Consider the following 26333-nt stretch of genomic DNA (forward strand, 5'->3'; position numbering starts at 1 on the left):
AAAAAATCCCTCCAGAAAGTATGTATTGTCCAGGTAACCCGGCCATCATAGCTTTGTTAGCTTTAGACCCGTGGCTTTGCGCCCATTTCTTTCGAATATGTTTGCCCTTAACTGAAGGATAATTAGGTATAAGTTCCTAACACAAATTGATTATATACAAGCAGAAAAGAAAATGTTGTCAGAAAATGACTGTAATATAAATGTAATGTAATAAAATTTTGTTCACCCCCTAAAAACGAATTTAAAGGAATGATTGGGATTATGTTGAAGATACTTCCTAGAACTTCACTGAAACAAAACTAGGATACGGAAAGGATGAAGCAGATTGTCGAATAAATTACCTTTAGATTTGTCGAATCAACTCAGTTTACCAGTCATCAATGCCCCCATGTTTTTAGTTTCAAGTCCAGAGACGGTCATTGAAAGCTGTAAAAATGGTATTATAGGGACCTTTCCTTTGTTGAACGCAAGAACTTCCGATCTTTTAGAAAATTGGATGAAGCACATTTCAAAAGAGCTTCATACAGTAAAAGAAACAGATCCATCTGCCAAAATTGCACCGTGGGGAGTAAACTTAATCGTCCATCGCACTAACAAGCGTTTTGACGAGGACTTAGCGCTCATTAAAAAGTATGAGCCACCTGTTGTCATTACATCATTAGGAAATCCAAGTGATGTAACCAAAATGGTCCATAGCTATGGTGGCCTCGTATTTTCAGATGTTATCTCACTCGATCATGCAAGAAAAGCCGCAAAAACGGGCATTGATGGGCTAATTTTAGTTTGCAGTGGTGCTGGCGGCCATGGTGGTACATTAAATCCGTTTGCCTTTTTAAAAGCCGTAAAAGAATTCTGGGATGGGATGACGATTCTAGCTGGGGCAATTTCAACAGGTGAGGAGATTCTTGCTGCAAAGATTCTTGGAGCCGACCTCGTGTATATGGGAACGCGTTTTATCGCGACACAAGAATCATCAGCAAGTGAGGAATACCGCCAGATGCTAATCGACTCTACACTTGAGGATCTCATATACACAGACGCAATTAGCGGCATAAAAGGAAACTACCTATTGCCGTCACTTCAGAAAGCTGGATTTGATGTAGAAAATTTAATGAAAAAAGATTCAATTGACCTTTCATTCTCTGAATCAAAAGCAAAGGCATGGAAAGATATTTGGTCGGCAGGACAGGGTGTTGGTAGTGTGAAAAAAAACTCCTCTATAAAAGAAGTTGTAGATGAATTAAAAGCTGAGTATCAACAGGCACTTCAAATAAAAGAAGAGAACATTTTAATAAAATAGTTTCATAGTCCTTTAGAACTAAATCCCCCAAATTCACTGAGGATAAACGTGAAATTGGGGGATTTTGGATTTTTAATCGGTAATTCTATTTAAATTATGTGAGCGTTTTATATAATTCGTTGATTTATTATGAACTTGAATTTAAGTTTTCTATGAATACAACTTTTAAAAAAATCTTTTTTACATACGGGGTCTGACCCCAAACAAATACATAACACTAAATTCGTCCATTAGGAAAGGACACGGTATATGCCGTGTCCTTTCCTAAATGATCTTTTGTTACCAAATTTTTATATGAAAGAGGAGTACACAAGAAGAGGGCGAAAGTATAAGTATTATATTTATGTAATGAAACGGTGTAAAATGTAGGGGAATCATTAAAATAAAACGTTTGTATGTTCAGCCATTTAAATTGGAGGTGTTACCATGAATTTATTCTCATCCATTACGGAAGAAAGTTTTAACTACTTAATACATGATTATGGATTTTCTGAACCGGTCGATACAGATGGGAGCTGGAAGACAACCTTCTTATACGCAAACGACCAGCTAGAAATTGAAATAGAATTAAATTATCGAGATATGGACACATTTATTTTCTTGAGAAGGTTAGAACATAAACAAGGCGATACGTCTGCTCGCTTGCAGTTAGAAAATATTATTAATGTTGAGCCGGTTAAAAGTAACGGCGATCAAACAACAATCGAAGAGTTTGAAAAAGGAATAGTGAATAAGTCTGTATTATTAAAGCTAAACATTAGTCAAATCATGAACAAAACAGAAAAAATCTTCTCCTAAAAAATGAAGAGATAATTCCAACAAGCATTTATCTTTTTTATTTAGTTATAATTTGAGACATAGTCAAATTATAACTTTAAGTGAACTTTAGCTAATAGGTCCCACACAATAAGCAACTCTTAAACCAGAGAGTTGCTTTTTTGTATATGTGTTAATATTGGTGAAGCCCCAAATAGCAACATATCTATTTTTTGTTTGTGTGCTTGCATTAATTGGAGGGTACTCATTATTTTTTATTCTTGCTTAACTGATCAAGCTTATAAAGTGATATATATTGAGGACGTGCTATACCCTAGCTTAGGTTATTAAGGGACAGGCTATTTCTGTCTGCAGTATACATGTTAATCAGTACAGTATAGAAAGTCAGAAAAATGTCCGTCCGATATGTACAAAAGAGCAATTTTGTATTTGTTTGGGGTCAGACCCCTATTTTGTTAGGATTCTTTAGAAAATCTATTATTTCTTCCTTTGTAAACCCTTGTTCTCTCGCTTCTAGTATTAACTCAACCCACTCTTGATCCAACGACAAGGTATTTTCCACGTAGATATCCCTCCATTTATGCTTTTATTCAGGTGAATTGGGCTTACCCATCTTTATAGTATTTTTTTAAGATAATAGCTAGGTTTACTTATTATATTGGCATTTTTCATAGATAATATATTTCGATTATAATCAGGTGTTTTTGAAAATGTTGTCAAAAAATAGATGTAACAAAATTGTAATATATGTTCAACTGGTTGACCCCCAAATAAAATTCCGATTTTGTAAGTAACCATAATTAAAGGTTTTTCATCCTGTACATTTGATTTTTTCTATGAGTATGAAAAAATGTCAATTCTGTTCTTAAAAATGAATGTAATGTTTTAAAATTCTTGCATTATTGTCTAGTACCTTCTATAATCATAAAAAAGTGTTCTTTTTAGTGAACAAAAAGACTACTATAAAAAACAAACAATGGCAGGTGATTTCTTGAAGATCTTATACGTTTCACCAAGAATCCCTTATCCTCCTAAAAAGGGAGATCAATTGAGAGCTTATAATCAGCTAAAAGGTTTAAAGTCTTTAGGTCATGAAGTTCATCTCATCTCCTTTGGCAAAGAAGCTTCCATCCCTTATCAACTTCAACAACTGTGCAGCGAGATCTCTGTCGTACCTTTTAGCAGAATAGAAGCTTTAAAAAATATGATGATCGGGTTGTTGAAAGCTTGGCCCTTACAAACCTCACTCTACTACTCTGATGAACTTCTTCAAGCGATAGGACAGGCTACCTCAAAGAACGATTATGATATTGTTCACCATCAACTTGTGCGTTTACTTCCATATCAATCTTCTATTAAACACTTGCCTAACGTAATAGATTTTGTCGATTCAATTTCCCTAAATCTTAAGCGGTCCTTAAAAATGAAAAAATCGCTTGCAAACCCTTTCATCCGTTGGGAAGCAAATAACATACATAAGATGGAACAGCTGGCGAGTTCACGTTATGACGGGGGCATTTTTATCTCCGAGGTGGACAAGAATAATGTATCTATGAACCGCAGTACGATAACTACAATTGCAAACGGGGTTGACCTCGACTATTTTTCCTTTCAACAACAGTTAACAAATGAGAACAACCTAATTTTTGTAGGGAATATGAGTTACGCTCCTAACCGGGAAGGTGTTAAGTATTTTATCAAGCACATCTACCCTCTTATAAAAAAACAAAGAGAAGATTTTACATTCTATATAGTAGGCCGTAATCCAACAAAGGATCTTCTACGACTCTGTGAAGAACATGAAAATATTATTGTAACGGGGGAAGTAGACGATGTCCGGAAATATCTTTGGAATGCTAAACTGTTCGTCTGTCCTTTGAAATCGGGAGCAGGCTTGCAGAACAAAGTGTTAGAAGCGATGTCAAGTGGTATACCTGTCATTACGACTTCAATCGTCAATGATCCGATTAAAGCGAGAGAAGGTCAAAGTATTATTGTAAGAGATCAAGATGAAGAATTTGCTGAAGCTGTCGTTCAATTGCTTTCTGACGGATACCAGTTAAACAATATTCGACACCAGGCAAGAACATTTGTAGAGAAAAATTACCAATGGGGTCACTTAAATGCTCAATTAGTAGAGTTTTATAAAAAAACAATTGAACATCATGGAATTAAACAAAACCGTTCATCACAAACTCAAATAAAGGTTGAGGTGACACGATGAAAATAGTTCTTTTATCTGGTGGGTCAGGGAAGCGGTTATGGCCGTTATCAAATGATGCGCGATCAAAACAGTTTTTGAAAGTGTTAAAAGATGAGAACAATGAAAGCCAATCTATGATTCAGCGTGTATGGAGTCAATTAAAGGAAGCGGATCTTGCAGATTCTACTCTCATATCCACCAGCATCTCACAAGTGGATATGATCTCGAATCAACTGGATTTTACAAACGGTATCATAGTCGAGCCTGAGCGGCGAGACACATTTCCAGCGGTTTGTCTAGCTGCCTCTTATCTGTATTCAGAGCTAAATACAGATTCCAATGAAGTAATCGTTGTTCTACCTGTTGATCCTTATGTAGAGAAGCAATTTTTTAATAAAATAAAAGAACTTGAAAAAGCTCTTCAGCAATCTGAAGCAAACATTGCTTTAATGGGTGTACAGCCAACCTTTCCATCTGAAAAGTACGGCTACATCATCCCGCAGCATGAAGAGGATGTTCTCTGGAAAAAAGTAATGCATTTTAAGGAAAAACCATCACAGACCTTAGCTGAAGAATTTATAAGACAGGGCGGACTTTGGAATTGCGGTGTTTTTGCTTTTAAATTAGGATATATTCTATCACTGTTACGAGATATGGATATTACACCCAATTATGAAGAATTACTAGAAAACTATTCTATACTTTCTAAAGACAGTATGGACTATGCAGTAATAGAGAAGGAAAAGAACGTTATTGTTTTAAAATACGATGGGTATTGGAAAGATCTTGGGACATGGAATACGTTAACAGATGAGATGAGCAGGAACGTATTAGGGAAAGGAACAATAAGCGATGATTCTGTGAATACCCACTTAATCAATGAGCTGGGAATACCTATTACTATAGTCGGGAGTACAAATTTAATCGTTGCAGCAAGTCCTGACGGCATTCTCGTCTCTGATAAAGAGAAAAGTCCTTTGATAAAACACTACATTCCAAGTGACCCTCAAAGACCTATGTATGAAGAACGGAGGTGGGGCTGGTATAAAGTGTTGGAACATACGGCGATTGATGAACACCATGAAGTACTTACAAAAAGGTTAGTGATTAATCAGGGAAAGAATTTAAGTTATCATACGCACTTTTTTCGGCATGAAGTGTGGACCATTATTAAAGGCACGGGAGAGTTTGCCTTAAATGGAGTTATAAGAAGGGTTAGTGCAGGAGAAATACTTGAGATTCCTCCTAACGCCAAACACAGTATAAAAGCAACAACAGATCTTGAAATCATAGAAATACAAACCGGTTCAAAGTTAATGGAAGAAGATAAATTATCACTATACACGAATTGGCATGATCTAGAGAATTTATCGCTTAAAACATCTAATGTGATTTAACTGATAGAAACGGTGGCACTTTAACGGTTGACTTCATATCTTATAGTATCTATTAAGCTTGTCTTATCCTTTGGAAGAGGCGGGATTTTAATAGAATAACAAGCAGTAAAGCTTGTTAGGAAAGGTATGATAGTCATGACAATCCTAGCGGACAACTTTAAAGGTGCGAATGATACAGCAACTGTTCAGGCGGCCATAGATTATGCTTTTGCTAATAAAGGTTCCAAAACGGTTCTTCTCTCAGATCGAAATTATGTGATTACAGGCAAAATCGTCATTAAGGAAGGCATCCAATTGCTATTTGGTTACGCCTCACGCTTTGTGATCCGTGGTAATTTCCGAGTATTGGAACTGCAAAAAAATGCTTCCTTAGAAGGTGCTTATATTGCGATTGATGATGTTAACTTCAATTCGCAGGTTATCTACCTTGACGGAAAATACAAGTATTACAACACGTGGAACAAAACCAAGATAAAAGATATTAATATTGTGAACTGGAGCGGCAGTTACAAAGGAACTGGATTGCATCTTTATTCGAACGGAACAGGTCACGAAATCTCATTTGTTAATTTCGAGAACATTAACATTGCCGGATTAAATACAGCGATTCGACTACAAAGCGTAAAGCCTTCTACAGGGTATAGCTGGGTCAATGCAAATCGTTTTACCGATGTGTCTATTGATGATTGTGTGCAAGGAATCGTTTTTATCTCAAGTGAAAGTATCCCTAATGAATGCAGCGGGAATTTCTTTACAAACATGCAAATACAGCCCTCTGCTAAAACGGTTAAATTGTTAACCATATCTGGCCAGTACAATGAATTTTCTGGTATGGCATGGGATCTATCACAAGTGAAAAATAACACCCTAGTCGAATTTACTTCCCAAAGCTCTTATAACAAAATAAGCATTAGAAGCATCCCAGCATCTCGCATCGTAGATAACGGAAGGTTCAATGTAAAGTGAATAGTTAGAAACTCCAATTACTTGGAGTTTTTTAATTGGGGGTTTTACATGTTTAAAAAACTAACAGCCGCATGTTTGATCTCTGCTCTCCTGGCAGCTGCACTAACACTAGTTGTTCAAAAGATGTACAATCATTCGATGAGTTTGGAGAGCCATGGGGAAGATGCGAAAGATGATGCTAAAGTTATTCAACGAGCGATTAATCAAAGTTACAAAAATAAAGGAGGATTGGTTAAACTAACAGGCAACAAACGCTATGTGATCCGATCTGGCTTAATAATAAGAGAAGGGGTAACCTTAGAGCTCGGACAAAATACTAAAATACTCATCGATGGGGACTTTAGAGCAATCCAACTAGAAAAAAATGCTTCGATCATTAACGGAATATTAGAAGTAGTCGATCCAAGCTTTAATTCAGAAGTGATCCATTTGGATGGAAAGCATCAGTTTTGGTCCTGGGAACGAACTACCGTTCACAATGTATCCATCATCAATTCAAGCGGTTCACATAAAGGAACAGCTATTTCTCTTTATGCAAAAGGAAAAGAAAATTTTATTAGCTTTGTCAACTTTACAGACAATAAAGCAGCTGGCTTTTATACGGGAATTAAAGTGAAAGTTGATCATGACGAAAAAAAGGAAGGACAAAGTTGGATTAACGGAAATCGTTTTGTAAACATGACAATGGATGATTGCGTAAATTTTATTGATATTGACTCATCTGTATCAATTCCGAATGAAAGTTCAGGCAATCAGTTTATTGGTCTGCAGATCCAGTTATCAAAGCTTTCTAAAACAATCATGAAAGTAAGCGGCTCATACAATACGTTTCAAGGAATGGTTTGGGATCAGCACCTGTTGAATGATGAAGATAAAATCGTCCAATTTACTCAAGAATCTGCAAATAACAAAATGGATATGAACGTCGATGTTTTTTCTGTTGAAAATAAAGGAGTGCAAAATAGTTACACAAAGTAATTTTTTTTACACTAAACGTTCTTTATTTAGAACAACCCTTAAGGAGGTTAATGATGGAACAGAGAATAGACTTACAAAAATTTCTTCAAATAGTGAAAAATAGAGCTGTTACGATACTAGTAACCACCTTGTTTATTGCTTCTATTGCCGTAATAGCCTCTATCTATTTTGTCAAACCATCATACGAAGCGACGGAATATATCATTGTAGGTAAAGAACAGAACGAGAACAGCTATACAGAAAATCAGGAGCTCATTCGAATACTGGCATCCGCCGTTGATTTAATAAAAAGCCCTATTGTCCTGAATGCTGTGAGGGCAGAACTAGACAATCAAGATAGCCTTAAAGAGCTAGAGGAAAAAATATCCGTACAAAACAATAAGGATTCTCAAATTATTCACATCATTATTAAAGAATCAGATCCTGAACGATCAAAACAGATGGCGTATGCTGTTGGAAATGTCTCGGTTAAAAAATTAAACGAATTATTAAATGTAAAAAACCTAAAGATAGTGAGCAAATCAGAAACGGATATATCAGTTAAACAAGTTGGAAACCCCTTATTTAATATAGCGATTGGTTTATTTGTAGGGTTATTTCTAGGGATCGTATTAAGCATGCTGAGAGAATATCTGGATAACTCGATTCAAGATGAATCAGATGTAGAACAACTACTAGGGCTGCCTGTATTAGGTACAGTTCATGTAAAGGAAAAACAGAGATTTACAATTTCACACCCGCCTATAATGAAGCAAAGAGGTGAATTAAGTGCTAGGGGTTAAAAGAAGACGTACTAAAGTTAACAAAAGTGAAGAGCAGGTGAAAATACTAAGAAGTAATATTGAAATCCAAATGGATAACAATCAAGCTAATGTTCTTATGATAACTTCACCTAAAGGAGTATCACCGCACATATCTATTTCTTCTCAATTGGCCATCTCTTTTGCAGAACAGGGAAAAAAAGTATTGTTAGTAGATGCTAACCTAAGGAATCCTGAATTGCATACGTATTTTAACCTGCCTAATACAAAAGGTTTTTTAGACGTTATTTTACATGATGATAATGTCTTCACACATGCTCGTACAGATCATAGCAAGAGATTATCTATTTTAACAGCAGGAAATCTTTTCAGTACGCCAATCGATCTGTGGATTAGTAAAAAGATTGAATATGTCATAAACAACTGGAAAGATAAGTTTGATCTTGTTTTATTTCATGCTCCTAGCTATTTAGAATTTTCCGATGCTCAAGTATTGGTCAATCAATGTGACGGCGTTCTGCTTGTCGTTCGATCAGGAAAAACAAAAATAAAAGATGCTGATACGGCTAAGCAGAAAATCAACCGTTCTAATAAACCAATACTTGGTGTGATCTATCAAACGAGATAGAAAGGTGCATAATTGATGAAAGACGTGAAGCCGAATTCAATTACAAAGAATATTTTTCACCTATTTTATAGTACGGCAGGAGCCAGTTTTCTAAATGCACTTGTACTAATCTATTTAGCCTCTTATCTAGAAGCCTATCATTATGGAATGTTTAGTGTTGCGTTAGCATCAGCCATGATTATGGGGTACTTTACCGATTCTGGTCTAACGGAGATCGCCATTCGAGAAGGTTCAAAAAAGGATGCCGACTTAACCGCGATCTTAGCTTCTTATATTAAAGTAAGGGTGCTTCTGCTTCTGATTACCCTGTTAGGCGGTTCATGCTTTATATACTTTTTCTATTCAGGAAACCAAGTGTTAATCAACGTCGCTTATTACTTATCAATACCTATGGTAATAGGATTAGCACTGCAAGGCGTTGGAACCATGTTCTTTCAACTGATCCGAAAGATGCAATATATCGGATTTATCAAGATGTTATCAGCACTATTGCTCATTTGCACCCTTGCCTTTAGTATCCTATTTTCTCTTTCTCCACTTATGGTTTGCCTGATGTACGGGCTCTCCTATTGTATGGCAGGTGTCTTTGCCATAGTACTGGTCAAAAGGCATGTTCCGATTCACTTAAAGGTACCTTTTTTACCTGGTTTCTTAAAGAATTTTAGTTCGTTTATGTGCAGTGGGCTGTTATTTATTATAACCCCTCAGCTAGGGCCGATTATTTTAGAGAAAACATTAACACTTAAAGAAGTGGGACTATTTGCAGTTGCCTATCGGATGCCACAGGCGTTGCAACAATTACCCCTAATTGTTGCAGGAGCGTATAGGCCTGTGATGTTCAAGAGTTTCCACAACAACCAGGTTCATGAGCATTCAAAATTAAATGTGATGCTAATCAAAATCATGGCACTTTTTGGAATGATGATTACAGTCCCGCTCTATTATCTTTCCGATGAGTTGATTACTTTTTTGTTTGGGAAGAGCTGGCTGCCAGCCTCAGAAGCATTAAGCATATTGTCCCTTTTGATCTTAATCCAAGCCATAGGCATTGGATTAGCTGATGGTCTTACAACGAGAGGGCTGCAGAGTTACAGGACAGGCGTTCAAATGTTTTCGGTAGTAGCGGGTATTCTAGTTTATGTGTTATTTAGCAGTAACTATGGCGTAACAGGAGGAGCCTATGCTGGGCTAACCGTTGAACTCATTGCCCTTAGTGGTTTTTGGCTGTTTCTTCCGAATAAAAAAGTTGTAGCCAAAAAGATACTCTTACCTTATCTGATTTATTTTGGATTATTTATGGCTCTTTGTACCGCGACATTATCCGATTATCCATTCTTAGCTGCCGCCTTTCATCTAATAGGTATCTTGTTCCTTTTTTATCTTGATCAAGAGATGAAGGAAAACGTGTCTGGATTGCTTTATCAGGTCAGTTCAAGATTTAAGGTAAGGGAGAGAGTGGAAAATGCCATTCATAAATAAAAAAGAAAACCATTATGCGGCTTTATTTCTGCTGATCCTACTCGTTTTTTTAGGGAAATATAGCCTTGATTTTGGCTTTGCACTTAAACCTTATATGATCTTTTTATTTCTTTTCTTTGTCATTCATCTTTCAAAAATGCATTTTCAGAGGCTTCAACTGTTTGAATGTGGGATGCTGCTGTTTTATTTCGTCTATTGCCTTTCTGGCGTATTCGCTTTATATGGCACATCAAGTCTAAGGATCGTTTGTGGCATTGCTTTATATCTGTGCTGCTATTTCTTAATGAAGAGTTTAATGGGGCATTCTAAGGATTTACTAATTGAACGTTCATTGTCCTACGCAGGTATTGTCTTTAACATTGGCAGTCTACTTCTCTATTTTCTTGGATTAAAGAAGTTGAACTTTATCCTTCAAGGCGATGGTATTTATTCGATGGGCGTTTTTATGGATCGTGAATATCCGCGGTTGATCGGATTGGTTGCGGATCCCAACTATTTCGTATTCTATAACACGCTATTTTTCACTTATTTCTTGTGCAACCTTAACCTGAAGAGGAACAAGATTGGATTAATATTATGTATTCTGACAAGCTTGCTCACCTTTTCAAGAGGAGGGTTGGCGGCATATGCTGTTATTTTCTTTCTGTATGTTGTGTTCTTAAATCATCCAATCAAACAAGCAAAACTTTTAATCGGTGCATTTTTGTCTTTGGCTATGACCTTATACATTGCAGTTACGTTCTTTCACTTAGATATCTATCATGTTATAGAGTCTAGGATGCAAGATTTTTCAAATGATGGTGGAAGCGGCAGGTTCGAATTGTGGAGCAGAGCATGGCATTACTTTACGGAAAGTCCTTGGCTAGGAGTAGGAGCATCAAACTTTCTTCCCTATAATCAATACCAGTTCGGTGATTCATTACAAGTGCATAATACGTTTCTGGAAATCTTGTCTGAGTCAGGAGCAATAGGAATTTTCTGCTTTCTGCTTTTTCTATTCTTTACGGTGATACAGCTATTTCAACATAGAGTTCATAAAAAGAAACCGTACTTGTTCTTAGCCTTTTTTGGATTCTTGCTGCAGATGGTTTCCTTATCGGTCATTATCAATGATTTGTTCTTTATGTATTTAGCGATTCTTTCTGTTTATTTTCAGCAAGAAGAAAAGACTTGGGTTGACGAGTTTAAACCAGTTACACAACATACAAATCTATTGCGAGGAGGTACTAGCCTGTGAATGTTCTATTATTAACTGACAAACTGACTACAGGCGGAGCAGAGATCTATTTTTGCAATCTCGAAAACAATCTGCCGGAAGATGAAGTGACTATTTATACGGCAGCAGGGCCAGGAGAACTTTTTAGTCATATTAAACATAAAGATCGATTTTTAGAATTAAGGCGATCCAATCCGTTATACAATTTTTGGCGTGTTCGCAAACTAATTCTTAAGGAAAAAATTAATATGATTCACGCGAACAGTCTGCGTGCAGTCTTGTTATTGCTCTTTATTCGATTGACGATTCTTCAGTCGTTTCATTGCATATACACGAAACACAATGTAACGATATTGGAACGACAAGCACCACCGCTGATGGCTCTGCTTTTAAATTATTTTGTCACTCGGGTGATTACCGTCAGCAACTTTGAGAGAGAGAATCTTATAGATTTAGGCGTGCATAAGCATAAAATAATAACCATTTACAATGGAGTAGATTTAAACCAATTTCGGTATCAGGATAAAAAAACGGGACTAGTATTTAAAGTGGGTATTCTAGCTAGAATATCTGAAGAAAAAAATCATGCTTTATTTTTAGATGTTGCAAACGAACTAAAGGAATATAAAAATATTGAATTTTATGTAGCTGGTGATGGCCCATCCTTTCATTTAGTCAGCGAAAAGATTAAGGAATTAAATCTGGAGGATACAGTTAAGCTGGTAGGAAACATCCAAAATCCAGAACGATTTATTAATGAAATGGACGTGCTCCTTTTAACCTCAAAGAGAGAAGTGTTTCCGATGGTTGTTTTGGAAGCGATGGCAGTAGGTACCCCAATGATCTCAATCGATAAAGGAGGTATTAAAGAAGCGATTAAAAATAATGAGACAGGGATTCTCATTCCAAACCACTCGATTGAAGCATTTAGCTGCAAAATAAAAGAGCTCAAACAGGATAAGGCTTTACGGTTAAAGCTTACACAAAAAGCGAGAGTTAAAGTAATTCGTGAATTTTCATTAGATCAAATGGTCAATCTTACCTACAAAGAATACAGCAGGCATGGCTAATTTTTTTTAAGAGAAAGTTCTTTATTAAGAACAATATAAAATCTGAAAAGAACAGCTGCAGAATGGAGAGGAGTTGTAATAGTGTTAGAAGGTTACAAAAATCGTTTTTACCTGCTAATGATGGCATTCGGTGATTCCATACTTGTCTTTACGAGTTTTTTGCTGGCTAACGTTCTATATGGGTTATTAGATTATGGTGCAACTCCGCCATCGTATACCTTTGCCTTAACCGTCTCGTGTGCTTCTATCGCTCTCTTTTTCTTTTTCGATTGTTATTCTTTTTTGAAAAGAAAACGTATAAAATCGATTCTTATTAATTCTATTTTAGCTTTATTACTTTTGAATGTTCCGTTGCTCTTTGTAAGCAGTTTTGGGGTCATTCTTTTTTCCTTTATGATTCAAGCCATGTTAATTTGTCTATTTCGGTGTGGTTTATGGTTCAGGTCTCAACTGATGATGGGCCAAAAAAAGGTATGGGTCATTTCGGATGATTCTAATGAAAGAGGTAGGGTTATCGACAAGTTGATGAACCACACAACAGGTTGGTTCGAATTATCTGGTTATATTTTATCAAAGGATTATAAGAAGCTAGATCTATACAAAAGAGATTTAGATGCAATTTTGCTATGCCCCTCCGTTAAAGGCGATGAGAAAGAGGAGATCATTCACTATTTTTCCCGTGCTGAAAAAGAAATCCTGTTGATACCGGATTTTACGGACCTCTTAGTTGCAACGAGCGAACCACAACAAATGGATGACATGATGGTCTACTCAATTCGGCCCTCTGCCTTATCAAGTGGAAATCATGCCGTAAAACGATTATTCGATATCGTCATCTCATTCTGCCTTTTGGTTATAAGCAGTCCCGTCATGCTTCTGCTTTACGTGGTCATTCCGCTGAGCTCAAAAGGTCCAGCGCTATTTCTGCAAGAAAGAACTGGCTTGAATGGCAAACCTTATCTAATTTATAAATTTAGAAGCATGGAGAATAATGCTGAGAAGACGACAGGCCCAACCCTTGCCATGGATAATGATCCCCGCATTACGGCACTCGGCAAATGGATTAGAGCTACACGTTTAGATGAATTGCCTCAGCTCTTTAACGTTTTGCAAGGAGACATGAGCATCGTCGGACCTAGGCCGGAACGTGATTACTTCATCCAGCAATTTAAAGATAAAATTCCTCAGTACGAACAGCGTTTAATGGTAAAGCCAGGGATTACAGGTCTAGCACAAGTGCTAGCGAACTACACCACTTCGGTAGAAGACAAGCTTCATTATGACCTAATGTATATTCGTCAATACTCTTTGATTTTAGATGTAAAAATTCTTCTGCAGACGTTAAGAGTTATTCTGCAAAGAGATCAAGCACAAGGAATTCGAATCCAGTCGTTTACGTCACCTAAAGAATTAACCATACCTTCGATAAATATTAACAAACAACGGAAAGCTTAATCTAAGAGCTTAAGGGGGTTACATGAGGAGGGACGTGTTATTGATAACAATAGGTTGGGAGAGCGTATCAGGTTTTATCGTATGAACAAAAAATTAAGCATAACAACTCTTGCGTCATTAGCAGGAATATCCAAAGGACACTTAAGTAATATAGAGAACAATGGTTCCAATCCATCCATTCATATCTTAAATAAACTGGCTGAGGCATTAGAGATAAACGTAGAAAAACTTATCAATAACCCCGAAGATAAGCTAGATCCAGAATGGACAGAGTTAATTCTTCAAGCAAAAAACGAAGGCATTAGTAAGGAAGAAGTACGATCTTTCTTAGCTTATGAGTCTTGGAAGCAATTCTTAAAAAAAGAAGGCTAAGCGGAGTAAATTGAGAAACTTAAAAAATAATAGGAAATTTATTATAAAAGGGCACCTTTTGAAGGGGTGCTCTTTTGTTTGTAGTGTCCTTGTCAGGTGAACAAATTGTGAATTTTTGTATTTGTTTGGGGTCTGTCCCCAAAAGGGGTTTCAATATTCAAAAAAATATTGTAAAATAACATGAAAAACAGGTTTCGTTTTATCGGAATTGGGGAAGGAGAATATATTTAGCATGAAACATATTACATCCGGATTTGAACATGCTTTTGCGTTTTTGGCAGCTTTATTTATACTTGGTCTTTATCAAACTGTGATGGTATGGGGGAATATTAATCTGTTCTTTGAACGAATTATGGGCCTGACTTCCGCTTCATTTATTTCTTCCATACTCCTATTCTGGGCTATTGCGAGTATATTTTGGATCATTGCATTAAAAGTACTAGATCTGGCACATAAAACAAAGCTTTATAAAACAAAAAATGTATTATTCGGTATGGTTTTCTTATTTTTCGCTGTTCCATTCGGAGTGTGTATTCAAATTTATCATTCATTAGCTATTAATACAGCTGTTACAACTGTAACCACAGCAATTTTTATTATGACAATTGTTTCATTTATTATGGGTTTCGTTGTTAAGTTTAGAAAGCCTGTACAATAAAAAAATTATATTTCGAGTTTAAATAGCCTGCAGCTACTTTGCTGCAGCTTTTTTATAATTTCTTTCTATAATGGATTAATTAAATAAGATAGATATTAAATAAAAAATAGGGTGGAATGGTTACTTTCGAAATAAAACTGTCCCAAACCTTTCTCCATGAAAACGGCCCCTTACTCCTACAGAAGTGATAGGAACAACTTCAAAAGATAATGACTTAAAAGTATTACAGTTCTAGAAATGCACTGTCACACTGATTCTAAAGCTCTTACGTGGGAGAAAAGAATAAAAATAGGCGCACGTCTTACACACAAAAACTAAAATACTCTTCATCCCTCAACTTGATATGAATAAATAGTGATGACGGTTAAAAGCTTTGCTATTTACCACTACAAGCTATTCGTTAAAATCATCGATGTATCCTGAATCTACATTCTTATTTTCCTTTCTGCAGACAACCTTTATCTTTACCATGAGATAACGGTGATTATTAAAATCATAGTCATTCTCTAATGAACAGCCGGTAGGGATAATATACATAACTGCACTCCTTTGTGCCTATTAATAGTTCAATTGTATTATGGAAATTATTTACTGTAAAGGAAATATTATTCAAAATCTTCGGGTTTTTCATCATTTTTCATTTCAAGACTCTCTTTAACAAACTTAAAAGCCAATCTTAAAACTAGATTTCTTACCAGTTGTTACTTCTCCTTGTTTACCATGGAATTACCTCAATGATATTTTTTGTAATAAAACAACATACCTCCTCTAAATATGTTCTTTATAAAGAACGAAAAATGGACAAATTCAATGATTTTAGAAGTAATAACAAGAAAAGGATATATTTTCCTTGTTTTATGAGCAAATAGGACTAAATATAAGGTTTTCTAATTTGTGTAAATAGACTTATACTACCAATATGTTCTTTAAATAGAACTAACCGTTCTTTTTAAAGTGGTGTTTGCGATATTCATTGGATATCGTTTACATAAAAATTTTTTAGGAGGAATAACACATGGGAGTACTTAGCACAAAAGTTGCGGCTTCAGTTCTTGCAACATCTGTAGTAGTCGGGGGAGTAATGTTTACTGGTGGAGATACAATTAATACGGTTAAGGATCAATTGGACTCACTAAAGAACAAAGTAATTCAATATGAAACGAATGAAGGTTCACTGCTGGGAAAAATTAGTTTAATTAAAGCTGATGCTACTGACAAGTTAACTACAGCCAACACTATCATACAGAAAGCTAAATCAGACATTAACACCTTAAACGCACAAAAACAGCTTTTAGAAGATGAAATTTCGAGCTTGCAAAATGAAATAATTGGATTAAAGAAAGATGTTGAAAAATTAACTTTAGATTTAAATTCTACTAAAGATAAATTAACAGCAGCTAATTTAACAATTGCTGAAAAGGAAAAGATGCTGGCAGATAAAGAAGCAGAATTATCTCGTGTTAATAATGAACTTACGACCTTAGAAGGTACATATAATAGCTTAGTTGCTGAGTATAATGCACTAGTAACAACAAGTGAAGCAAATGCAACGGAAGCTAATCGTGCAAATAGTGAAATCACAAAAGCGAATGATAAGGTTGCAGAACTAAAGACAAAATCTGAAGAAATTAAAACAGCTACAGATGCTGCTCAACCACTTACTACTGAAGAATTAAACAGCATTAGTACAGTTAATCAACCAGATGTGTTTGCTAGTGAACTGGTTGTACAAAAACTGAATTTAACCTTTGTCCAAAACGGAAATACTGATAACTTTAAAAATCAGCATCCAGACTTAAATATACAAGAAGGAGATAGAGTCTGGAAGGTGACAAATGAAAATTCATTTGAAGTCCATATTACTTACGGGCTTTACGGTGGTGAAAACAAAACTTCAATTGCTAAGCCTGGTCAGTCTTTCTATTTGACAGAACAAGGTGGCACCATGATTATTAAGTGGAAAAATGAAAACGATGTATGGCAGCAAGTAACAAAGGCTGGAGATTACAATAAATAATTGATAGTATAGTGGGGTCCGTAATGGACCCCATTTTATATAAGCTCTTTAAAATTTTACATAAAACAATGTGGAGGTTTCATTGGAAAAAATATTAAAAAGTAATACTGGAACTCTTGATGCTGAATGGATAAAGCTGGTGCTTGAAGCAAAATATCTTGGTGTAAGTATAGAGGAAATTCAAAAGTTTTTAAAAAAAGAGGGTGTGATTTGTTTTAACAATTGCAACCTGTAAATAAATAAATGGTTACCGTGCTAATTCTAGAACAACGGACAAAGTTATATCTTAAATTGTAACGACTAGATAAGCCTTGAATAAAAGGGCTTATTTTTAATTTTGATGTGTATATTTTTTATAGCGGTTATTTAAGCCTTTTTTTTTAGGATAGTTCATGATTTTACCAAAAATGATGGCTAAGATCCAAGCTGTGCAGTAGGTTTGAAGAAAGGTCAAAGTAAAGGTATGAGTTACTTGGGACTTATTCTAGGGGTTGGCGCTTTCGTTTATAAGTTTGGGTTTTGGTTCTTAGTTATTATAGATGCTAGTTAAGTAGATACAACGATTTAAAGATTAAAAAGCAAAAAAGAACTTCTTTTTTGCTTTTTCTGTGTTTGCAGTTGTTAAAAAACGGTGACTAATTTGAAAAAGGTAGAGTATTTAAATATGAAAAACGTTTTAAATAAGACAAAAGTAGGGGTTTGTCTACAGAAAATGACTTTAGACTCGTTTTTCCAAAATTTAGATTTTTTATGGCATATATTGTATTTATATGTAACAATTGTAAATAGAAGGAGGTGATATTTATGAAGAAAATGAAATATGCAGTAGCGGCATGTGTACTTGCAATGTCGTTTGGAACATCAGCAAATGCAGCAACAGAATCAACGAACTCATCTGCGTTAGGTAAATCCTTTAGTTCTGCATGGTCTAAGACTGTTATCAATACATCCACAAAGACTTTTAAAGTGGGGTATAATACATCTTGGATTAATGAAGACTACACGCACACGTACCATAGCGGAAACTCTCATACAGCTTATGTTAAAAATACGGGTTCTGCACAGACTTTAAAAGGCAGCGCTGGTAGCTATGCAAAAGCTGAAATTCAGCATCACTCTGGTACTGTTTACTATAGCTATACGTACTAATTCATTTTTTATAAAACGTAGAGTGGTTACATACCAAGTGAATCTATCCTAAACTTATAGGTTAGGTAATTCAAAAAAAACAAGTTCTTATTAATGGAACTTGGTTTTTTTATTAGGTTAATAGTTTGCTAAGTAACTAAACAATTGAATAGATTCTTAACTTATAATTCCGTATTCCATTCTTCTTTTACAACAGATTTTAGTACATCAATAGCTTCTTGGTTCTGATCAAGAATTTCTTGATACTCTTTATCGTCAGTTTTGAAGTTTTGATCTACTTCAATTTCATAAGATCTTTCAGCTGCATCATCCGTTACGATGATCCCAGATCTTAAATTTCCTCCGTACAGAGGTACCCATATAATTAAGTCTACCTTATCCTTAATATTTGTAACGGAAAGGTTAGTGTAAGATTGGAATAAAGGAGCCTCATATACACAAAGCACCATGTCTGTTCTGTTTTTACAATAATCACCCAATGCATTCTTTTCAAAACCTTCAGCATAGCTTTTCTTTATTTTACTATTGGCATACGAATGAACGCCATAATAAGAACCTAAAGAAACAACAATTACTGCTATAATCCCTAAAATAACTTTTTTATAGTTCAATTATATTTCCTCCAAGCTTTTTTAAGTTTTCATCATGTGTTACCATCAAAATGGTCTTTCCTGATTCATTTAACTCTTTGATATGCTTCATAATAATGCTGGCGTTATAGCTATCTAAACTTCCTGTTGGTTCATCCGCCAAAACGATGGTGCATTTTTTCATTAATAGTCTCGCAATTGCAATTCTCTGTTGCTCCCCGCCGGACAAGGTGAATATCTTTCTTTTCTCGTAACCGCTCAATCCAACTTTGTCTAAAACAGATGCAACCGTTACATCATTACGATATTTTTTATCAATCATCAGTATGTTTTCTTCAACTGTCTTGTACTCTACTAAAGCAAAGTTTTGAAAAAGAAACCCCATTTTTTCTCTGTATAGTTTAATAATGTGATCATTAACAGATAAATCTAGGTTATCAATAAGTATTTTGCCAGAGTCAAGCGGTTCTAATCCACCTATCATGTTTAATAGTGTTGTTTTACCACTTCCACTCTTACCGCTGAATACTACAAATTCACCCTGCTGTATAGAACAGGAGAAATTGCTGAATATTGCACGCTCACCAAAACGTTTAGATAGATTATCAATTTGTATCAATTTAAATACCGCCTTTTAATACACGTGGTATACTGATTTTTTCGTATTTGTTTATAAACAATAAAAGAATGACACACGTATTAATCAACACAATTAGACTTGCAATAGCCACATATAATACTGAAAAACTATAAAATAATAACTTTCCTGCCAGAGCAGTAAGAACGCCTATAATAAATGCACTAATTAACAATCTAAATAATCCTTTATATCTTCTTAAAAGAGTTTTACCGAATATCTTATCAATTGTTATCTCAACAGCCCTTGAATTAAAATCCATCTTTAATATGGCTGACAATGAAATATTAAACAAGATCATGATGGTTACACTTAAAATAATATTGATGATAAGTACTAAGACTTTTTCAGCTCTTTTTTCCAAGTACAGATCTTTAACCTTATTTTTATAGAACACTTCGTTTTCATATCCTATACTTTTTATAAAATGATTAAAGTCACTTTCTTTATTAAACTTAACTAATGAATTAAATACATAACCGCTTAATTTTTCACTTGGCAGCACGCTATGGGTATCTAAGATGATGATCGGGTTTTCTTTGTAATTATCCGCCAAGTTGTCCATGTTGATATCATGTATCAATAATTTATAGGAATCTTGAATCGTAATAATTTCAAACGTTTCATTATCTTTATTTAATAAGAAATCCACTTCATCACTGTTTGTTTCATCGTAAATACCTTTCTGTTTCAACTCATCGTTTGAATATTTAGAGATAATATAATATGTATCCTTTTTGAGTCTATCAACATTCACACCTAATTCTTCAAGGTCCCTTTTTGCGTATTTATTCAAAAAGACAATAGATTCTTCAGTGTTTACCATACTGGAAGCAATTCCGCCATTATTTGAAAAATCAAAGGATAAGTACATACGAAATTGATCAAGATTTTCATTATAAAATTTAACTGCATACGCTTCATCCGTATCCATATTGGTTTCTTTTGTATATTCTTTAAAAAAGAATAAAACATTCTCATATTTATTAAACTTCTCCCAACTATCTTTTTGATTAATAGTTAGTATTGCATCGTGCATCGTTTTGAAATTGAATGTTAAAATTAAGATCGACATGATGGAAATAATCGATAATACAAAAAAAGCGAATAACTTGTAGCCAGCTGTGTAATAGCTTCTTACAAATGTCTTTTTTACATCTAACTTGAAAAGTAGAAGATAAAGGCTATTTGAGCAAAGTATAATAAATAGGATTGTTAAAACCGTAATGATCATGAATTTATATGATTCCGTTATAGCCATTCCACCTAATAATCCTATTATTGCAGCACATAAGATTGTAAATGAATTTGTACCTATTAAGGGTATTACTACATTTTTCTTATCAGTGCCATTTAGGTATCGAATTAAAGCTTCTTTTTTATAGTTACTAACTTCAAAAAATGTGAAAAAAATTATGATCAAAAAAACGAATATCCAAGCTGCAGTAATCATAAATGGAGCGTCATTCGAATAGCTATTGTCAGAAGGTTTGCTCATTCCATATTTGTCATTAGTCGCTGACCGTAATTTCTCTACATTGGTTTTAGTACCAAAGACATAATAGCTTTTTTCGTTTATATTAATAATTTCTTGGAATGGCTTAAATACAATTTTCCTTTTGCCGCTTACTAATGAACTGAATTTCGAGTTATCTTTTTTCGCCAATATTCTATCTTTAATAAAATCTTTGTTATGGGGTGAAGCATACACCGTGTAAGTAGCAGAGTTTCTTGAAGTGACATCAGAAGAAATAACATAAATTTTCAAATCAAAATCTTTACTGTATTTCTCCAGATCACGAACATACTCTTGTTTTAGCTTCTTATCCTTTACATCTGTCTGGTATATGAAATTACTCTCAAAAACCTTTCCATCTAAATAATAAATATACGAATCCCCAATAATTGTAAAAACAATTAAAAATAGAAAAGAAAAAAAGGTAAGCTTTTTTTTGTTAATCATAGTTACTCCTTGAACTAAAATAATCTGTTATGGAAGAAGTGAATAACTGTAAATTAAGTTATAAGTAAAATGAACCTTACCTACACCTATGAAAGAATCCGTAAATAAATAACCTTTGAATCCATACACCCCTCTTCACTTTCGTATTTTCCATTATATTACTTTTATTAATTCCTTAATATATTTTTTACAAAAAACAACAATTTTTGAGAAAATAGACCTTGTTAGACCTCGTCAAATAAGATATCTAGTCATAAGTAACTATAAATAGCCAGAATTCATGTTGGAATCAGGAGTGCTATATCGTCATTCCATACGGAATTCTTCAAAGAAAAGCATCTTTGGACATGAGATTTGGATTCATAGATACGAATCAAGCAAGGGAAGGATTATATGGATTAAGGGTCAATATACCGATGGGAAATAACCGAAGATAAACCGTGTACATTGGTCAGAGGATGACCAGTGATGATAGCGAACGAGTAATTTTTTATTACCTAAACTTTTTAATAAAAAATAAAAATATTGTCGTTTTTTGGTAGCTGAATATGGTATAATACAGCAGATTGTTTTATGTTTTTTACTATTTTAGGAAAAAGTGTAACGGTTTGCAATACACAGAATAGGTGTGTTTTTTCATGAAAAAAGTACTGATTATCACACAAAATTTCTATCCCGAGATTGGCAGTGCTGCTAATCGTATAACGAATATTTATAACGAGTTAAAAGATAAGGGATATGACGTCACAATACTTACTACAGAACCAAGCTACCCAAACCGCAACCTATATAAAGATACTGATTTTTGGAATGATCAAGGTCAGATGAATGATGTTGTTAGAATTCATACAAATACCCGCAGATATACGAGCAGTATTTTCAATCGACTGCTTCTTTATTTGGAGGTTGCGTTAAAGTTCATCTTAAAAATCAAGAAGATGAATACGAAATATGATTTTGTTTTTGTATCTACTCCGCCTATATTCGTTGGGTTAGCAGGACTTTTTGCTAAACATAAATTCAGTTCTAAACTGATTTTAGATGTCAGGGATCTATGGCCCGAATCCTTGCTCGGTGTAGGTGTTTTCACAAACAAATTTGTACTTAAATTGGCATTCGCCTTAGAGATGTTTCTATATAAAAAAGCAGATCACATCATCGTAAACAGTGAGGGCTTTATATCTTATATTGCAGCTAAAGGAATCCACAAAAAACGTATACAATTTATGCCGAATTCGTTGACAGAGGCTGAACTTAACTCCTCACTTCTGCAAGGTGCAAATGATAAGATCGAAGTTATTTATACAGGGAATATAGGATTAGCACAAGATATCAGTAAGTTGATAGAAGTAGCAGAGCTGTTAAAATCTTATACATTTATTCGGTTCAAAGTAATCGGTTATGGCTATAAGCGATCTGAACTCAAACAATTAATAGAAGAGAAGGGATTACAGAATATCGTATTCCTTAAGGCTCTAAATAGAAAGAACGCACTTAAAGAAGTAGCTTCATCTCATATCGCTTATGTTAGCCTTGTGGAAGAGACTGTCTTTAAGAAAGTGTTGCCTGGTAAGATTATTGACTACATGTCAATGGGGAAACCGATTGTTGGAGATGTTTCCGGTTATGCAAAAGAGGTCATTGAAAAAGCACAATGCGGGTTGACTTCAAACGATCGATCTGTTGAGATACTCGCCCAGCAAATCGTGAAACTTGCTAATGATGCAGTGCTGCGTGAAGAGTATGGACGAAACGGTCATCGATTTGCTTTTGAAAACTTAAGATGGAAAAAGAATATAAACGTACTTATTAATATGTTGGAGGAAAGAAATGAGTCAGAAAGTATGCATGTTCGTATGGAACCACTTCACAAATGACGCACGTGTGCTACGGGAATGCACAGCGTTATCTGAAGCGGGTTATGAAGTTGATCTCATCGCTATCCATGATTGGAAGCAGCCAAACATGGCAAAACGTGAAAAGAGAAACGAGAACTTTAACTTAATCCGTGTAAACAACCGTTTAAAGATCTTAGGTGTGGCAAACAGAGTGAAAAGAATCGCCATGCGTAATATTGTTACAAAAGCAGCATCCGTATTGTTTGCAGCTTTAGCTCTATGGCAAGCTCCTATTGTTACGTTAATTTTATTAGCATTATTCAGCATGCTGATTGTTAAGAAAATAAGACAAAATCTATCAAGAAGCTACATTGCGTCTCAAATGATTTATCATGGTTTAAAACGCAATTATTCTATATATCATTCCAATGACCTAAACACACTTCCACAAGGTGTTCTCTGTTCTAAGATTTTAACTTTTAAAAGGAAGAAACTCATCTACGATTCACATGAGATTCAAACAAGTCGGACAGGTTATAACAGCAAATGGTACGGAATTGCTGAAAATTTTTATCTGAAATTTGTTGATGTTACGATTCATGAAAACCATACCCGTGCAGCTTATCACGAAAAACTGTATGGAACGTATCCAGAGGTTCTTCATAACTATCCTTTCGTCCAAAGACCTGAACTGAACGATAGTGTGAACATGCATGAGCTTTTAGGTTTACCAAAAGACGAACCAATACTTCTCTACCAAGGCGGTATTCAAATCGGACGAGGCCTTGAGAAGATTGTAGAAGCTGTTCCAATGTTTAAACGGGGAACGATGGTATTCATTGGTGATGGTAAACAAAAGCCATCCCTGCAAAAACGGGTTATAGAGCTAGGTTTAGAAGATAAGATAAGATTCATAGATAAGATTCCGGTTGAACAGCTGCTGCATTACACGCGAAATGCTTACTTAGGTTTCCAAGTTCTCAATAACATTTGTTACAACCATTATTCTGCTTCATCCAACAAACTGTTTGAATATATGATGTGTGGAATTCCAGTAGTTGCGTGCAGTTTCCCAGAGATTAAGAAAGTAGTCGAAGGAAACCAAACGGGAATATGTATTGACTCCCATTCGCCAGAATCTATTGCAGAAGGTGTGAACTTCTTGTTAGACAATCCTGATGTTCACCAGCAGATGAAAGAGAACTGTTTTACGGCTAGACATAAATATAATTGGGATGTTGAGAAAGAGAATTTCCTTAAAATATACAAAAAATGCAATTATGCTGTTTAAAATACCTGTACTATAAAACTTAATAACAATTCCAATTTTATCTAAAAGGCCTCTTATTATTTTACTTACTTTGGTACATATACCAAAGTCTTCGATAAGCAATTTGGTGTTATGGGTACTTTTGAAGTAGTAATCGTTAAAGGGAACTTATATAAGCTTAATAAATCTATATCAAAAATAAAAATATAACATCGAACCTAAACTAGTAAGGGTTTGGAAGGGACTCGTAAATATGTCTACAAAACTAAAAGTAATGACGATCTTTGGAACAAGACCTGAAGCGATTAAAATGGCACCACTTGTTCTAGAACTTGAAAAACATGAAGAAATTGAATCCATTGTTACCGTAACCGCGCAGCACCGTGAAATGCTGGATCAAGTTCTTGAGATCTTTAACATTACGCCAGGTCATGACCTAAACATTATGAAGGATCGTCAAACGCTTATTGAAGTAACAAGCCGAGCACTTGAAGGTCTGGATCGCGTTATGAAAGGAGAGAAGCCGGATATCGTGTTAGTTCATGGTGATACAACGACAACATTTGTTGCAAGTCTAGCGGCTTTTTATAACCAAATTGCGGTAGGTCATGTTGAAGCGGGACTTCGTACGTGGAACAAGTACTCACCATACCCAGAAGAGATGAACCGTCAGTTAACGGGCGTAATGGCAGATCTTCATTTCGCACCGACAGACATTGCAGCACGTAATTTACTTGATGAGAAAAAGTCGGGAGATCATATTTTTGTAACAGGGAATACAGCAATTGATGCGCTGAAAACGACGGTTGCTGAAGAATATCACCATGAAGTTCTTGAAAAGCTAGGTGATGATCGTCTAATCCTTCTAACGGCTCACCGTCGTGAAAACTTAGGTGAACCGATGCGCAACATGTTCCGTGCGATCAAGCGTTTGGTGGAAGAGTACGATGACATTCAAGTGGTATACCCTGTACATTTAAACCCGGTGGTAAGAGAAACTGCAGATGAAATCTTAGCGAACGATCCTAGAATTCATTTGATTGAGCCACTTGGCGTAGTAGACTTCCATAACTTTGCGTCTCGCGCTCATATCATTTTGACAGACAGCGGCGGCGTACAAGAAGAAGCACCATCACTAGGTGTTCCTGTATTGGTTCTTCGTGATACAACAGAGCGTCCTGAAGGAATTCAAGCAGGAACGCTGAAGCTTGCCGGAACGGAAGAAGAAGACATTTACTCGCTAGCTAAAGAATTGTTAACGGATGAAGAAGAGTACGCAAGAATGTCCCAAGCGTCCAACCCTTATGGTGATGGAGAGGCATCTCGCCGTATTGTTGAAGCAATCCTCTATCATTTCGAGAAAAATACTGAACGTCCAGAAAGTTTTTATGTGAACGTATAATAAGTAGGAGCTGACTTCAATTAAGAAGTTAGCTCCTCTTTTTTAGGTATAATTGTCCTGTATGTGTTTAATTGTAAATTTTTTATAACAAAACAGGTTGTAAAATTCTGATAATTTTGTATAATGGAAGTAATCGAATACGGACGGGAAGAGACCATGAGAAGAAACCCAATTTGTAATCCTTTCTTTTGAAAGGGTTTACATTGG

At 35.2% G+C, this 26333-nt stretch carries 25 protein-coding genes and 1 riboswitch; of the genes, 20 read left to right on the forward strand and 5 right to left on the reverse strand.

From position 1 onward, the window contains the following. Positions 1 to 29: 29 nt before the first annotated feature. Positions 30 to 116: riboswitch (cyclic di-GMP riboswitch) on the reverse strand. 209 nt (positions 117 to 325) lie between these two features. Both AWM68_RS18050 and AWM68_RS18055 read left to right on the forward strand, forming a co-directional pair. Further along, positions 326 to 1300 carry an NAD(P)H-dependent flavin oxidoreductase gene (locus AWM68_RS18050; RefSeq protein ID WP_066245022.1) on the forward strand — a complete coding sequence of 325 codons (975 nt, stop codon included), beginning with the start codon at positions 326 to 328 and terminating at the stop codon, positions 1298 to 1300. Positions 1301 to 1726: 426 nt separating this feature from the next. Continuing rightward, on the forward strand, positions 1727 to 2098 hold the full coding sequence (locus tag AWM68_RS18055; protein ID WP_066245024.1) for a hypothetical protein: 372 nt from the start codon (positions 1727 to 1729) through the stop codon (positions 2096 to 2098). A 418-nt stretch (positions 2099 to 2516) separates the two neighbouring features. On the opposite strand, the gene AWM68_RS21135 is transcribed toward AWM68_RS18055, so the two are convergent. Further along, on the reverse strand, positions 2517 to 2639 hold the full coding sequence (locus tag AWM68_RS21135; protein WP_419865594.1) for an anti-repressor SinI family protein: 123 nt from the start codon (positions 2637 to 2639) through the stop codon (positions 2517 to 2519). A gap of 429 nt (positions 2640 to 3068) precedes the next feature. Here AWM68_RS21135 and AWM68_RS18060 point away from each other — a divergent pair, with 429 nt between their 5' ends. From AWM68_RS18060 to AWM68_RS18115, 12 genes are all read left to right on the forward strand, one after another. Beyond that, the gene (locus tag AWM68_RS18060; protein WP_066245026.1) at positions 3069 to 4301 is read left to right on the forward strand and encodes a glycosyltransferase; all 1233 of its coding nucleotides are present in this window, start codon (positions 3069 to 3071) and stop codon (positions 4299 to 4301) included. After that, entirely contained in the window at positions 4298 to 5677 is a 1380-nt protein-coding gene (locus AWM68_RS18065) for a sugar phosphate nucleotidyltransferase (RefSeq protein ID WP_066245028.1), read from the forward strand. Before AWM68_RS18060 ends, AWM68_RS18065 begins: the two co-directional genes overlap by 4 nt. 135 nt (positions 5678 to 5812) lie before the next feature. Beyond that, positions 5813 to 6643, forward strand: coding sequence for a hypothetical protein (locus AWM68_RS18070; RefSeq protein ID WP_156488451.1), 831 nt, complete (start codon positions 5813 to 5815; stop codon positions 6641 to 6643). A 48-nt stretch (positions 6644 to 6691) separates the two neighbouring features. Further along, positions 6692 to 7621: a hypothetical protein gene (locus tag AWM68_RS18075; protein WP_066245030.1), complete on the forward strand. Its 930-nt coding sequence runs from the start codon at positions 6692 to 6694 to the stop codon at positions 7619 to 7621. Between the two features lie 53 nt (positions 7622 to 7674). Then, the gene (locus AWM68_RS18080; RefSeq protein WP_066245032.1) at positions 7675 to 8403 is read left to right on the forward strand and encodes a YveK family protein; all 729 of its coding nucleotides are present in this window, start codon (positions 7675 to 7677) and stop codon (positions 8401 to 8403) included. Beyond that, positions 8390 to 9010 carry a CpsD/CapB family tyrosine-protein kinase gene (locus tag AWM68_RS18085; protein WP_066245034.1) on the forward strand — a complete coding sequence of 207 codons (621 nt, stop codon included), beginning with the start codon at positions 8390 to 8392 and terminating at the stop codon, positions 9008 to 9010. The genes AWM68_RS18080 and AWM68_RS18085 overlap by 14 nt, the downstream gene beginning before the upstream one ends. A gap of 15 nt (positions 9011 to 9025) precedes the next feature. Beyond that, positions 9026 to 10489, forward strand: a complete 1464-nt coding sequence (locus AWM68_RS18090; RefSeq protein ID WP_066245036.1) for an oligosaccharide flippase family protein — start codon at positions 9026 to 9028, stop codon at positions 10487 to 10489. Next, positions 10473 to 11726 (forward strand): O-antigen ligase family protein, encoded by a 1254-nt coding sequence (locus AWM68_RS18095; RefSeq protein ID WP_066245038.1) that lies wholly within the window; start codon positions 10473 to 10475, stop codon positions 11724 to 11726. The genes AWM68_RS18090 and AWM68_RS18095 overlap by 17 nt, the downstream gene beginning before the upstream one ends. Further along, on the forward strand, positions 11723 to 12775 hold the full coding sequence (locus AWM68_RS18100; RefSeq protein ID WP_066245041.1) for a glycosyltransferase family 4 protein: 1053 nt from the start codon (positions 11723 to 11725) through the stop codon (positions 12773 to 12775). Before AWM68_RS18095 ends, AWM68_RS18100 begins: the two co-directional genes overlap by 4 nt. Before the next feature lie 81 nt (positions 12776 to 12856). Continuing rightward, entirely contained in the window at positions 12857 to 14230 is a 1374-nt protein-coding gene (locus AWM68_RS18105; protein ID WP_066245042.1) for a sugar transferase, read from the forward strand. A 54-nt stretch (positions 14231 to 14284) separates the two neighbouring features. Further along, positions 14285 to 14602, forward strand: coding sequence for a helix-turn-helix domain-containing protein (locus AWM68_RS18110; RefSeq protein ID WP_066245044.1), 318 nt, complete (start codon positions 14285 to 14287; stop codon positions 14600 to 14602). 232 nt (positions 14603 to 14834) lie between these two features. Then, positions 14835 to 15260: a hypothetical protein gene (locus tag AWM68_RS18115; RefSeq protein ID WP_066245045.1), complete on the forward strand. Its 426-nt coding sequence runs from the start codon at positions 14835 to 14837 to the stop codon at positions 15258 to 15260. Positions 15261 to 15653: 393 nt separating this feature from the next. Here the strand turns inward: AWM68_RS18115 and AWM68_RS21570 are convergent, their stop codons facing one another. Then, positions 15654 to 15797: a hypothetical protein gene (locus tag AWM68_RS21570; RefSeq protein WP_156488452.1), complete on the reverse strand. Its 144-nt coding sequence runs from the start codon at positions 15795 to 15797 to the stop codon at positions 15654 to 15656. Positions 15798 to 16275: 478 nt separating this feature from the next. Here AWM68_RS21570 and AWM68_RS18120 point away from each other — a divergent pair, with 478 nt between their 5' ends. The 3 genes from AWM68_RS18120 (at position 16276) to AWM68_RS18125 (ending at position 18426) form a co-directional block, all read left to right on the forward strand. Continuing rightward, complete coding sequence (locus AWM68_RS18120) at positions 16276 to 17277, forward strand: hypothetical protein (RefSeq protein ID WP_066245046.1); 1002 nt, start codon at positions 16276 to 16278, stop codon at positions 17275 to 17277. Positions 17278 to 17359: 82 nt separating this feature from the next. Further along, positions 17360 to 17512: an anti-repressor SinI family protein gene (locus AWM68_RS21140; RefSeq protein WP_231868450.1), complete on the forward strand. Its 153-nt coding sequence runs from the start codon at positions 17360 to 17362 to the stop codon at positions 17510 to 17512. Positions 17513 to 18081: 569 nt separating this feature from the next. Beyond that, entirely contained in the window at positions 18082 to 18426 is a 345-nt protein-coding gene (locus tag AWM68_RS18125; RefSeq protein WP_066245047.1) for a hypothetical protein, read from the forward strand. 161 nt (positions 18427 to 18587) lie between these two features. Here AWM68_RS18125 and AWM68_RS18130 read toward each other — a convergent pair whose 3' ends face one another. The 3 genes from AWM68_RS18130 to AWM68_RS18140 are packed head-to-tail and all read right to left on the reverse strand — an operon-like array spanning position 18588 to position 21616. Next, positions 18588 to 19037, reverse strand: a complete 450-nt coding sequence (locus AWM68_RS18130) for a hypothetical protein (RefSeq protein ID WP_066245048.1) — start codon at positions 19035 to 19037, stop codon at positions 18588 to 18590. Further along, positions 19027 to 19635: an ABC transporter ATP-binding protein gene (locus AWM68_RS18135; RefSeq protein WP_066245050.1), complete on the reverse strand. Its 609-nt coding sequence runs from the start codon at positions 19633 to 19635 to the stop codon at positions 19027 to 19029. Before AWM68_RS18135 ends, AWM68_RS18130 begins: the two co-directional genes overlap by 11 nt. A 1-nt stretch (position 19636) precedes the next feature. Continuing rightward, complete coding sequence (locus AWM68_RS18140; RefSeq protein WP_066245052.1) at positions 19637 to 21616, reverse strand: hypothetical protein; 1980 nt, start codon at positions 21614 to 21616, stop codon at positions 19637 to 19639. Positions 21617 to 22254: 638 nt separating this feature from the next. On the opposite strand from AWM68_RS18140, the gene AWM68_RS18145 reads away from it, so the two are divergent. The 3 genes from AWM68_RS18145 (at position 22255) to wecB (ending at position 26126) form a co-directional block, all read left to right on the forward strand. After that, the gene (locus tag AWM68_RS18145; RefSeq protein WP_066245054.1) at positions 22255 to 23493 is read left to right on the forward strand and encodes a glycosyltransferase family 4 protein; all 1239 of its coding nucleotides are present in this window, start codon (positions 22255 to 22257) and stop codon (positions 23491 to 23493) included. Next, positions 23447 to 24745, forward strand: a complete 1299-nt coding sequence (locus AWM68_RS18150; RefSeq protein WP_066245055.1) for a glycosyltransferase — start codon at positions 23447 to 23449, stop codon at positions 24743 to 24745. The genes AWM68_RS18145 and AWM68_RS18150 overlap by 47 nt, the downstream gene beginning before the upstream one ends. 232 nt (positions 24746 to 24977) lie before the next feature. Beyond that, entirely contained in the window at positions 24978 to 26126 is a 1149-nt protein-coding gene (gene wecB / locus AWM68_RS18155; RefSeq protein WP_066245057.1) for a non-hydrolyzing UDP-N-acetylglucosamine 2-epimerase, read from the forward strand. Positions 26127 to 26333 lie beyond the last annotated feature (207 nt).

It is taken from the genome of Fictibacillus phosphorivorans, from assembly GCF_001619875.1.
Taxonomy (GTDB): Bacteria; Bacillota; Bacilli; order Bacillales; family Fictibacillaceae; genus Fictibacillus; species Fictibacillus phosphorivorans_B.